The sequence below is a fragment of the Streptomyces sp. NPDC029292 genome (genome assembly GCF_055569295.1).
The window spans coordinates 42,833-54,071 of the sequence record NZ_JBVHXR010000014.1 but is presented as its reverse complement, the minus strand read 5'-3'; the positions used below and the strand labels follow the sequence as shown (position 1 = coordinate 54,071).

The 11,239-nt window shown below is 69.4% G+C and carries 10 protein-coding genes; 4 read left to right on the top strand and 6 right to left on the bottom strand.

What is annotated here, in order from left to right; translation table 11 throughout:
* Positions 1-225: 225 nt before the first annotated feature.
* The gene (locus ACZ4WS_RS28110; RefSeq protein ID WP_467984605.1) at positions 226-1,752 is read right to left on the bottom strand and encodes a S8 family serine peptidase; all 1,527 of its coding nucleotides are present in this window, start codon (positions 1,750-1,752) and stop codon (positions 226-228) included.
* Positions 1,753-2,134: 382 nt separating this feature from the next.
* Here ACZ4WS_RS28110 and ACZ4WS_RS28105 point away from each other — a divergent pair, with 382 nt between their 5' ends.
* The 3 genes from ACZ4WS_RS28105 (at position 2,135) to moaA (ending at position 5,266) form a co-directional block, all read left to right on the top strand.
* On the top strand, positions 2,135-2,491 hold the full coding sequence (locus tag ACZ4WS_RS28105; RefSeq protein ID WP_467984603.1) for a DUF485 domain-containing protein: 357 nt from the start codon (positions 2,135-2,137) through the stop codon (positions 2,489-2,491).
* On the top strand, positions 2,488-4,107 hold the full coding sequence (locus ACZ4WS_RS28100) for a solute symporter family protein (protein ID WP_467984601.1): 1,620 nt from the start codon (positions 2,488-2,490) through the stop codon (positions 4,105-4,107). The genes ACZ4WS_RS28105 and ACZ4WS_RS28100 overlap by 4 nt, the downstream gene beginning before the upstream one ends.
* A gap of 169 nt (positions 4,108-4,276) precedes the next feature.
* Complete coding sequence (gene moaA, locus ACZ4WS_RS28095) at positions 4,277-5,266, top strand: GTP 3',8-cyclase MoaA (protein ID WP_467984599.1); 990 nt, start codon at positions 4,277-4,279, stop codon at positions 5,264-5,266.
* Between the two features lie 38 nt (positions 5,267-5,304).
* On the opposite strand, the gene ACZ4WS_RS28090 is transcribed toward moaA, so the two are convergent.
* Both ACZ4WS_RS28090 and ACZ4WS_RS28085 read right to left on the bottom strand, forming a co-directional pair.
* Entirely contained in the window at positions 5,305-5,532 is a 228-nt protein-coding gene (locus ACZ4WS_RS28090; RefSeq protein WP_467984989.1) for a hypothetical protein, read from the bottom strand.
* A 232-nt stretch (positions 5,533-5,764) separates the two neighbouring features.
* On the bottom strand, positions 5,765-6,163 hold the full coding sequence (locus ACZ4WS_RS28085) for a DUF3099 domain-containing protein (protein WP_467984597.1): 399 nt from the start codon (positions 6,161-6,163) through the stop codon (positions 5,765-5,767).
* A gap of 245 nt (positions 6,164-6,408) precedes the next feature.
* Here ACZ4WS_RS28085 and ACZ4WS_RS28080 point away from each other — a divergent pair, with 245 nt between their 5' ends.
* The gene (locus tag ACZ4WS_RS28080; RefSeq protein ID WP_467984596.1) at positions 6,409-6,684 is read left to right on the top strand and encodes a GlsB/YeaQ/YmgE family stress response membrane protein; all 276 of its coding nucleotides are present in this window, start codon (positions 6,409-6,411) and stop codon (positions 6,682-6,684) included.
* A 110-nt stretch (positions 6,685-6,794) separates the two neighbouring features.
* Here ACZ4WS_RS28080 and tyrS read toward each other — a convergent pair whose 3' ends face one another.
* Genes tyrS through ACZ4WS_RS28065 form a run of 3 tightly spaced genes read right to left on the bottom strand, consistent with a single transcriptional unit; the run spans position 6,795 to position 11,022 of the window.
* Positions 6,795-8,063: a tyrosine--tRNA ligase gene (gene tyrS, locus ACZ4WS_RS28075; RefSeq protein ID WP_467984594.1), complete on the bottom strand. Its 1,269-nt coding sequence runs from the start codon at positions 8,061-8,063 to the stop codon at positions 6,795-6,797.
* Positions 8,064-8,107: 44 nt separating this feature from the next.
* On the bottom strand, positions 8,108-9,502 hold the full coding sequence (locus ACZ4WS_RS28070) for a metallopeptidase TldD-related protein (protein ID WP_467984592.1): 1,395 nt from the start codon (positions 9,500-9,502) through the stop codon (positions 8,108-8,110).
* Positions 9,499-11,022 carry a TldD/PmbA family protein gene (locus ACZ4WS_RS28065; RefSeq protein WP_467984590.1) on the bottom strand — a complete coding sequence of 508 codons (1,524 nt, stop codon included), beginning with the start codon at positions 11,020-11,022 and terminating at the stop codon, positions 9,499-9,501. The genes ACZ4WS_RS28070 and ACZ4WS_RS28065 overlap by 4 nt, the downstream gene beginning before the upstream one ends.
* Between the last annotated feature and the right edge of the window lie 217 nt (positions 11,023-11,239).

Sequence of the window (11,239 nt, the reverse complement as noted above, 5' to 3'; positions counted from 1 at the left end):
CCTCCCCCCCCCCTCCCCCCTCCCTCCCCCCTCCCCCCCCCCCCCCCCCCCCCACCCCCCCCCCCCCCTCCCCCCCCCCCCCCCCCCCCCCCCCCCCCCCCCCCCCCCCCCCCCCCCCCCCCCCCCCCCCCCCCGGTAGCGCGGGTGAGGCGCTGTCACGTCGCTTGTGGTTCTGGTTCGTTCGCCACACGACTGGGCCGTGCGGGAAATATCAGGTCTCTCCCGTTACTTGACCGCCCGCAGCGCGTTGACGATCCCGGATCCGTAGAAGCCGTTCACGTGCTTGCCGCCCACACAGGTGGCGTCCACGACTCCGTCGCCGTTCCCGTCGTACGGGTCGGTCGGGCAACCGGGGTTGTCCGCCTCGGCCTTGAGCAGCGCCTGGAGCTGAGCCGGGCCGGCCCAGGGGTACTTGGACTTCAGCAGCGCCGCGACAGCGGCGACGTGCGGGGTCGCCATCGAGGTGCCCTGCAGGAAGCCGTACTGGTTGTTCGGCAGGGTGGAGAGGATCCGGCCGTTCTGCGACGGCGTGTCCGGTATCTGGTACTTGTCGCCGCCGGGGGCCGCGACGTCGATCACGCCGTCCCCGTAGCTGGAGAAGTACGACTTGGCGCCCTTGACGCCGGTCGAGCTGACCGTGACGACGCCCGGCAGCTGGGTCGGCACGTCGAAACACGTGTGGGGATCGACCGTGCGGGTGACCGCGGTCGAGTCGTCGGGGCTGGAGGCGTCGACGATCGCGTCCGCGTCGAGGTCGTCGTTCGAGTTGCCCGCCGCCGCGACGTTGAGGGTGCCCTTCTTCTGGGCGTACAGCTGGGCCCGGTTGACGGCGTCGACGATGGCCCGCTGGTCGGGGTCGTCCAGGCAGTTGTACAGCCACGGGTCCACGTAGTAGCTGTTGTTGGTGATCTCGACGCCGTGGTCGGCGGCGAACACGAAGGCGCAGACGACGCTCTCCGGGTAGAACAGCTGGGTGGAGTCCGGCTCGGCCACCGTGATGCCGGCGACCTTCACACCGGGCGCCACGCCCGCGACGCCGACGCCGTTGCGGGCCGCGGCGATCTCCCCCGCGACATGCGTGCCGTGGTAGTGGGCAGCGTCCACGGGACGCCAGGCGCCGTACGTGGTGTCCGGCTTGCCGCCCACACAGTTCGCGGACCGCGAGGCGGAGAAGTTCGGGGCGATGTCCGGGTGGGTGTCGTCGACGCCGACGTCGATCACGGCGACCGTCACGTTCTTGCTGCCCGGGTTGACCTTCGCGGCCTTGTCGGCGCCTATCGCGCGCAGATCCCACTGGTCGGCCTCGAGGGGCTCCTCGCCCGAGGCGGCGCTCTGCGAGACCTTGGCGGCCTCGGCGGCCGACAGCACCTGCGCCGCGCCCTCGTCCGTCGTCCCCGCGGGCGTCAGCGGCGCAGTCCGGGTGGCGCCCGCCGACTGCACACCGCGGACGGCGCGGATCTGCTTGCCGAAGTCCGGGTTGGCGGAATGGACGACGATCACACCGATCTTCTCGTACGCGATGACGACGCTGCCGCCCGCCGCGGTGATCGCCTTCTTCACCGACTCGATCGTGTGATGGTCCGTCTTGGTGTTGACCACATACGCCAGGTTCGGGCCGTCCGCGGTCGTCGCGGCGGACGCGGTGAGTGGTGCGGCGGACGCGGCACCCGGCAGGAAGCCGAGCGAGGCGGTGAGCGAGAGGACGACCGGCACCGCGAGGACGAGCCGGCGTCTGGAACGCAGATGAGCCATGGGATCTCCATATCATCCGGAAAACCGAGCTGCCCGAACACAGGTGGTGCTCGGGCAGGTACATGACGCAGTGGTGCAGGCCGAAGCTATCCCTCGCCCGACCTGGCCAGCAATGACTTCCGGCGATGACTTCCGAAAGAAGTGCGGGGCGTTGAACCGGTCCACGCGTGGCGCCGTGACCTTGAGCAGGGAGCACGAGGACGATCGAGCCCCCTGTTGGATCACGCCCGGGGGCCCTACCATCGCTCCTCGGCTCATGTGATCCACGTCACTGTGAGGTCAAAGAGTCATGTCCGTGCCCAACCCGTCCCCGTCCGCTTCCGCGAGCACCCACTCGCCCCCGTCCACCGTCGCAACCGCACCCGCAACGCGAGGAGACACCGTGGCCACCGACGCACCACCACCCTCGAAGGCGGATCCCCGACTCCCGTCGACCGAGGCGTTCGTCGAGATGCAGGAGAGCGCGGAGTTCGGTGAACTGCGCCGCGCTCACCGCTCCTTCGCCTTCCCGCTGACCGTCGGCTTCATCGCCTGGTACCTGCTCTACGTCCTGCTCTCGAACTACGCGGGCGACTTCATGGGCACCAAGTTGTTCGGCAACATCAATGTCGCCCTGGTGCTCGGTCTCGCGCAGTTCCTCACCACGTTCCTCATCGCCTGGTGGTACGCGCGGCACGCCGCCGCCCAGCTCGACCCCAAGGCCGAGGCGATCAAGTCCCGGATGGAGGGCGGCGCATGAGCCCCGCGATCACCCTGGCCGCCGGTGAGGCCAGCCAGCACCGGCCGCTGATCATCTCCCTCTTCGCGGTGTTCGTCGCCGCGACCCTCGTCATCACCGTCTGGGCGGGCCGCCAGACCAAGAGCGCCGCCGACTTCTACGCCGGCGGCCGCCAGTTCACCGCCTTCCAGAACGGCCTGGCCGTCTCCGGCGACTACATGTCCGCCGCGTCCTTCCTCGGCATCGCGGGCGCGATCGCCCTCTTCGGGTACGACGGATTCCTGTACTCCATCGGCTTCCTCGTCGCCTGGCTGGTCGCCCTGCTGCTCGTCGCCGAACCGCTGCGCAACTCCGGCCGGTACACGATGGGCGACGTCCTCGCGTACCGCCTGCGCCAGCGTCCGGTCCGTACGGCCGCGGGCACCTCCACGATCGTCGTGTCGATCTTCTATCTGCTCGCCCAGATGGCCGGCGCCGGCGTCCTGGTCTCGCTGCTGCTCGGCATCACCAGCGACGGCGGCAAGATCGGCATCGTCGCGCTCGTCGGCGTCCTGATGATCGTGTACGTCACCATCGGCGGCATGAAGGGGACCACCTGGGTACAGATGGTGAAGGCGGTGCTGCTGATCATCGGCGCCCTGCTGCTCACCTTCCTGGTGCTGCTGAAGTTCAACTTCAACATCTCCGACCTGCTCGGCAAGGCGGCCGACAACAGCGGCAAGGGCGCGCCCTTCCTGGAGCCGGGCCTCAAGTACGGCGCCACCTCCACGACCAAGCTCGACTTCATCTCGCTGGGCATCGCCCTGGTCCTGGGCACCGCGGGGCTGCCGCACATCCTGATCCGCTTCTACACCGTGCCCACGGCCAAGACCGCGCGGAAGTCCGTGAACTGGGCGATCGGTCTCATCGGCGCGTTCTACCTGATGACCCTCGCCCTCGGCTTCGGCGCCGCCGCGCTGATCAAACCGGACGAGATCATCGCCTCCAACAAGGCGGGCAACACGGCGGCACCCCTCCTGGCGCTCCATCTGGGAGGCGTCGACTCCGACTGGGGCGCCATCCTGCTCGCCTCCATCTCCGCCGTCGCCTTCGCCACGATCCTCGCGGTCGTCGCCGGTCTGACGCTGGCCTCGTCCTCCTCGTTCGCGCACGACATCTACGCGAACGTCATCAAGAGGGGACAGGCCACGGAGAAACAGGAGGTCAGCGCCGCCCGCTACGCGACGGTGGGCATCGGCGCCGTGTCCATCGTGCTGGGCGCCCTCGCCCGTGACCTGAACGTCGCCGGTCTGGTCGCGCTCGCCTTCGCGGTCGCCGCGTCCGCCAACCTGCCGACGATCCTCTACAGCCTCTTCTGGAAGAGGTTCACCACGCAGGGCGCGCTGTGGTCGATCTATGGCGGTCTGGTCACCGCGGTCGGCCTGGTGCTGTTCTCGCCGGTGGTCTCGGGCAAACCCACGTCGATGTTCCCGGACGTCGACTTCCACTGGTTCGCGCTGGAGAACCCGGGCATCATCTCCATCCCGGTCGGCTTCCTGCTGGGCTGGCTGGGCACGATCCTGTCCAAGGAGGAGCCGGACACCGGCAAGTACGCCGAACTGGAGGTCCGCTCCCTCACGGGCACCGGAGCGCACTGAGCCGGTACGGGAGCGTTCGAAAGACGGCACCGCTCACGGCCGCGTCGTAGATCCCTACGACGCGGCCGCGCCGTACCTCGTGGGATCCGGCCGCTGTCGATGCCAGTCCCGTCCCGTAGGCTCGCTTGTGTCTGGTTATTTGTGATCCGCATCGAGGGAGGGGGCCCACGTGCTCATCGACACCTATGGCCGAGTGGCCACCGACCTGCGCGTCTCGCTGACGGACAGGTGCAATCTCCGGTGTACGTACTGCATGCCCGAAGAGGGCCTGCAGTGGCTGGCCAAGCCCGATCTGCTCACGGACGACGAGATCGTCCGCCTCATCGAGATCGCGGTCACCAGCCTCGGCATCACCGAGGTCCGCTTCACCGGCGGCGAGCCCCTGCTGCGCCCCGGCCTCGTCGGCATCGTCGAGCGGGTCGCCGCCCTTGAGCCGCGCCCCCAGATGTCCCTGACGACCAACGGCATCGGGCTCAAGCGCACCGCCACCGCCCTGAAGGCGGCAGGCCTGGACCGGGTGAACGTCTCGCTGGACACCCTGCGCCCCGAGGCCTTCAAGACCCTCACCCGCCGTGACCGCCACAAGGACGTCATCGCGGGCCTCGAAGCCGCCCGCGACGCGGGCCTGACACCGGTCAAGGTCAATTCGGTCCTGATGCCGGGGCTGAACGAGGACGAGGCCCCGGACCTGCTGGCCTGGGCCGTGGAGCACGACTACGAGCTGCGCTTCATCGAGCAGATGCCCCTGGACGCCCAGCATGGCTGGAAGCGCGAGGGCATGGTCACCGCCGGTGACATCCTCGCCTCACTGCGCACGCGTTTCGAGCTCACCGAAGAGGGCGCCGACGAGCGGGGCTCCGCCCCCGCCGAGCGCTGGCTCGTCGACGGCGGCCCGCACCGCGTCGGCGTGATCGCCTCGGTCACCCGCCCCTTCTGCTCGGCCTGCGACCGTACGCGCCTCACGGCCGACGGTCAGGTCCGCACCTGCCTGTTCGCCACCGAGGAGACCGACCTGCGCGCCGCGCTGCGCTCGGACGCTTCCGACGAGGAGATCGCCCGCATATGGCGGCTCGCGATGTGGGGCAAGAAGGCGGGCTCCGGCCTGGACGACCCGTCGTTCCTCCAGCCGGACCGGCCGATGTCGGCCATCGGCGGCTGACCCAGCCCTAGCGGGACCGCGGCGGCCGACCGCCCAGGTCAGCCCTGCCCTTGCGGGGCCTCCCACTCGTCGAGCTTCACGACGTCCTTGAGGAAGCCGCGTACACCGAGGAACTGGGACAGATGCTCCCGATGCTCCTCGCACGCGAGCCATGTCTTGCGGCGCTCCGGCGTGTGCAGCTTCGGGTTGTTCCAGGCGAGCACCCACATGGCGTCGGCGCGGCAGCCCTTGGCGGAGCACTGCGGAGTGGTGAGTGCGGGGGACATGTCGGGGAGCGGGAAGTTCACGCCTCAACCCTAGACGGCTCCGAAAAGGCGACGCCGAGCAGCCACGGGGGGAGCTGCCCGGCGTCGGTCCGTCGCTCCGACGGGGGATGCGGAGCGCGTACGAAGTATGTCACGGAGGACCCGCTGCCCGGCACTGGAACTACATGATTGATCTGAGCTTTTCTTGAGCTTGGTGCACCGTTGGATTCCGGTTTCCACGGATTCTCCGTGGTCAGGTCGGGGTCACGTCAGGTCGTGCGGCTCGCCCCGCAGGCGCGTCCCGGGGGTCGGCCGCGACGTCTTCCGGGACGGATTCCGTGGAGTCGTCCTGCCGAGGCGGCGCGATCATCGGGCGGGTGGGCGCGGCGACGAAGGTCGAGGGAAGCGACGGCGCGTTCTCGCGGCCCGCGTTGGCGATCACCACGGCGATATAGGGGAGGAGTATTCCGAGGACCAGCGCGACGAGCGCGACGTGCCGCTCCACATTCCACAGTGTGGCGGCGAGGATCACGGCGACCGTGCGGACGGACATCGAGATGACATAGCGGCGCTGCCTGCCGCGTACGTCCTCGTCGAGCCCCTGCCTGGCCCCGGTGATCCGGAAGACCTGGACGTTGCTCTGCTTCCGCATCACGTTCCACCACCCACTTGTGTCGGACGCTCCCCGGTCCGTACCCGGTCCGAACCCCGTCAAGGAAGCAAGCCCGAACAGCCTCCACGTTACGCCGCAGCTGCGTCGCCTTCGAGACCGGGGCATGTCCTGCCCGGCCGGACAATATGCGTCGTACCGCGTATGGCTCCGCCCGACATGCGCCGTATGACGGACAGGCCGAAACTGGGCGTACTGCTCACGTAGAGCCGTACTAGGAGGCAGACATGGGCTGGTTGTGGGCGATCATCGTCGGGTTCGTGCTGGGCCTGCTGGCCAAGGCGATCATTCCGGGCAAGCAGCACAGTCCCCTCTGGCTGACCACCATCTTCGGCATTCTCGGAGCCATCGTCGGCAACGCGATCGCCCGCGGTATCGGTATCGCTGAGACCAGGGGCATCGACTGGGGCCGGCACGCGCTGCAGCTCGTGGCCGCGATCGTCATCGTCTTTTTCGGCGACATGCTCTACATGGCGGTGCGGGGTAACAAGGTGAAGGCCTGACGGCACGGCCGGAAGGCTTGGCGGTACGACGAAGGGGGCGGCCCGTGACGGGCCGCCCCCTCTGTATGTCCAGCTCAAGAACCGCACGGCCCGCTCAGGGCCCATCCGGCTCAGGCGGGCGTGACCTCCACCGCCGCCAGGTTCTTCTTGCCCCGGCGCAGTACCAGCCAGTGCCCGTGCAGCAGATCCTCCTTGACGGGGACCGCGTCCTCGGCGGCGACCTTCACGTTGTTCACGTACGCGCCGCCCTCCTTGACCGTGCGGCGCGCGGCCGACTTGCTGGCCACCAGGCCGACCTCGGCGAAGAGGTCCACCACGGGGCCGAGCTCGGCGACCTGGATGTGCGGCACCTCGGAGAGGGCCGCGGCCAGCGTCTTCTCGTCCAGCTCAGCCAGCTCGCCCTGGCCGAAGAGGGCCTTGGACGCGGCGATCACGGCGGCCGTCTGGTCGGCGCCGTGCACCAGCGTCGTCAGCTCCTCCGCGAGCGCGCGCTGCGCGGCACGGGCCTGGGGGCGCTCCTCGGTCTGCTTCTCCAGCTCTTCGAGTTCCTCGCGGGACTTGAAGGACAGGATCCGCATGTAGGTCGAGATGTCCCGGTCGTCCACGTTCAGCCAGAACTGGTAGAACGCGTACGGCGTGGTCATCTCCGGGTCGAGCCAGATGGCGCCGCCCTCGGTCTTGCCGAACTTGGTGCCGTCCGCCTTGACCATCAGCGGCGTCGCCAAGCAGTGCACCGAGGCGTCCGGCTCCAGGCGGTGGATCAGGTCCAGGCCCGCCGTGAGGTTGCCCCACTGGTCGCTGCCGCCCTGCTGGAGCGTGCAGCCGTACCGGCGGTACAGTTCCAGGAAGTCCATGCCCTGGAGCAGCTGGTAGCTGAACTCCGTGTAGCTGATGCCCTCCTGGGACTCCAGGCGCCGGGCCACGGAGTCCTTCGTCAGCATCTTGTTGACGCGGAAGTGCTTGCCGATGTCCCGCAGGAACTCGATGGCCGACATCCCGGCCGTCCAGTCCAGGTTGTTCACCATCACCGCGGCGTTCTCGCCGTCGAAGGACAGGAACGGCTCGATCTGGGCGCGCAGCCGGGTGACCCAGTTCGCGACCGTCTCCGGGTCGTTCAGCGTGCGCTCCGCCGTCGGGCGCGGGTCGCCGATCTGGCCCGTCGCCCCGCCGACCAGGGCCAGCGGGCGCAGGCCCGCCTGCTGGAGCCGGCGCATGGTGAGCACCTGCACCAGGTGGCCGACGTGCAGGCTGGCCGCGGTCGGGTCGAAGCCGCAATAGAACGTGACGGGACCGTCCGCGAGCGCCTTGCGCAAAGCATCTTCGTCGGTGGACAGGGCGAACAGCCCCCGCCACTTCAGCTCGTCGACGATGTCCGTCACGGTTCTCGTATCTCCTTGGGTGGTCTCGTGAATCAGGTACGAGGTTATACGCCCTGACTGACAGAGCTCATATTGAAGTCCGGCACCCGCAGGGCCGGCATCGCAGCCCTAGTGAACCAGTCGCTCCACTCCCGGGGCAGCGTCTTTTCCGTCCGCCCCGCCTCCGCCGCCCGCCCCAGCAGGTCCACCGGCGACTCGTTGAACCGGAAGTTGTTCACCTCGCCGACGACCTGGCCGTTCTCGACGAGGTAGACGCCGTCCCGGGTCAGTCCGGTCAGCAGCAGCGTCGCCGGGTCGACCTCGCGGATGTACCAGAGGCAGGTCAGCAGCAGACCGCGCTCGGTGGCGGCGACCATCTCCTCCAGGGAGCGGTCCTCGCCGCCGTCCAGGATGAGGTTGCCGATCGTGGGCGCCACCGGAAGCCCGGTCAGGCCCGCGCTGTGCCGGGTGGTCGACAGGTGCTTCAGCTCACCCTCGCGGATCCACTCGGTCGCCTTGAGGGGCAGCCCGTTGTCGAACACGGACGCGTCGTCGCCGGAGGAGTGCGCGAGCACGAAGGGCGCGGACTCCAGCCCCGGCTCGTTCGGGTCGCTGCGCAGCGTCAGCGGCAGCTCGGTGAGCTTCTCGCCGACGCGGGTGCCGCCACCGGGCTTGCTGAAGACCGTCCGGCCCTCGGCCGCGTCCCGGGCGGCCGCCGACCACATCTGGTAGATCAGCAGGTCCGCGACGGCGGTCGGCGGCAGCAGCGTCTCGTAGCGTCCCGCGGGCAGGTCGATGCGCCGCTCGGCCCAGCCGAGCCGTACGGCCAGCTCGGCGTCCAGCGCCGCCGGGTCGACGTCCTTGAAGTCCCTCGTCGAATGCCCCGCCCACGCCGACCGCGTACGGTCCGGCGACTTGGCGTTGAGCTCCAGCGTCCCGTTCGGCTGGTCGTGGCGCAGGCGCAGCCCCGTCGACGTACCGACATAGCTGGAGACGAGCTCGTGGTTGGCGAACCCGTACAGCTCGCGGCCGCCCTTCCGCGCGCGGGCGAACGATTCACCGAGCGCCGGCGCGAAGTCGCCGAAGACGGCGGACGAGGTCTCGGCAGGCGCGTCCGTGAAGTCGGGCGACTCCGGCACGCCCGTGACCAGCGGCTGGGCGTCCTCGGCCGGACCCGCGCCGCGCGCCGCCGCCTCCGCGGCCCGTACCAGCGGCTCCAGCTCGTCGGCGGTCACGGCCGCGCGCGAGACGACGCCGGACGCCGTGCCCTCGCGGCCGTCGACGGTGGCGATCACGGTCAGCGTGCGCCCGCGCGTGACCCCGTTCGTGGTCAGCGCGTTGCCCGCCCAGCGCAGGTTCGCGGTCGAGTGCTCGTCGGCGATCACCACGCAGCCGTCGGCGCGGGAGAGTGCGAGGGCGCGCTCGACGACCTCGTGCGGCTTGTTCGTACGAGAGGTCATCGGCCCGCCTCCTGCGTGGTGTTCAGAATGTTGACGCCCTTGAAGAGGGCGGACGGGCAGCCGTGCGAGACGGCCGCGACCTGGCCCGGCTGGGCCTTGCCGCAGTTGAAGGCACCGCCCAGGACATACGTCTGCGGGCCGCCCACCGCGGCCATCGAACCCCAGAAGTCGGTGGTCGTCGCCTGGTACGCGACATCGCGCAGCTGGCCGGTGACGCGACCGTTCTCGATGCGGAAGAAGCGCTGACCGGTGAACTGGAAGTTGTACCGCTGCATATCAATGGACCAGGAGCGGTCGCCGACGACGTAGATGCCCCGATCCACACTCCCGATCAGATCCTCGGTCGAGAGACCGGCGGGATCCGGCTGGAGCGACACGTTCGCCATGCGCTGCACGGGCACATGCCCGGGGGAGTCGGCGTACGCACACCCGTTGGACCGCTCGAACCCGGTCAGCTTCGCGATGCGCCGGTCCAGCTGATAGCCGACGAGCGTCCCGTCCTTCACCAGGTCCCAGGACTGCCCTGCCACACCCTCGTCGTCGTACCCGATGGTCGCGAGGCCGTGTTCGGCGGTGCGGTCACCGGTGACGTTCATCAGCTCGGAGCCGTACCTCAGCTTGCCCAGCTGGTCGAAGGTGGCGAAGGAGGTCCCGGCGTACGCGGCCTCGTAGCCCAGCGCACGGTCCAGCTCGGTGGCGTGCCCGATGGACTCGTGGATGGTCAGCCACAGGTTGGAGGGGTCGACGACGAGGTCGTACACCCCCGCCTCGACGCTGGGCGCCCGCATCTTCTCGGCGAGCAGCTCCGGGATCTGCGCCAGCTCGGACTCCCAGTCCCAGCCGGTGCCCATCAGGTATTCCCAGCCGCGCCCGACCGGCGGCGCGATGGTCCGCATCGAGTCGAACTCGCCGCTGGACTCGTCGACGGCGACGGCGGTGAGCTGCGGGTGCAGCCGCACACGCTGCTGCGTGGTCACGGTCCCGGAGGTGTCGGCGTAGAACTTGTTCTCGTGCACGGTCAGCAGTGAGGCGTCGACATGGTTGACGCCGTCGGCCGCCAGCAGCCGCGCACTCCAGTCCGCGAGCAGCCCCGCCTTCTCCTCATCGGGGACGGAGAAGGGATCGATGTCGTACGAGGAGACCCACGTCTTCTCGGCGTGCACCGGCTCGTCCGCCAGCTCCACGCGCTCCTCGGACCCGGCCGCCTTGATCACCTGGGCCGACAGCTTCGCCATCGCCACGGCCTGCGACGCGACCTTCGCGGCGGCGTCCATCGTCAGATCCACGCCCGACGCGAACCCCCAGGTCCCACCGTGCACCACCCGTACCGCGTACCCCAGGTCCGTGGTGTCCGACGATCCGGCGGGCTTGGCGTCCCGCAGCCGCCAGGACGCGCTGCGCACCCGCTCGAACCGGAAGTCCGCGTGCTCGGCGCCCAGTGCCCGCGCCCGCGCGAGGGCGGCGTCGGCGAGAGCCCTGAGGGGCAGGGTCAGAAAAGTCTCGTCGATTTGATGGGCCATGAAGCTCTCCCCGTCTGCTCTGCGGATGTCCGCAGTGAACCATGCCGTGCGGCACCTGCGGATGGCCACCAGTTTCATGGGTTCCCGGAGTGTGCGTGGCAGTAGGCTGATGAATCGTCGGCGACCAGGGGGCGTTGTCCGGGCAACGGCGCCGGCAGAGCCGTTACAGCAGCAAGGGGAGTACAGGCCACGATGGACGTCTTCGGGGTCCACCAGA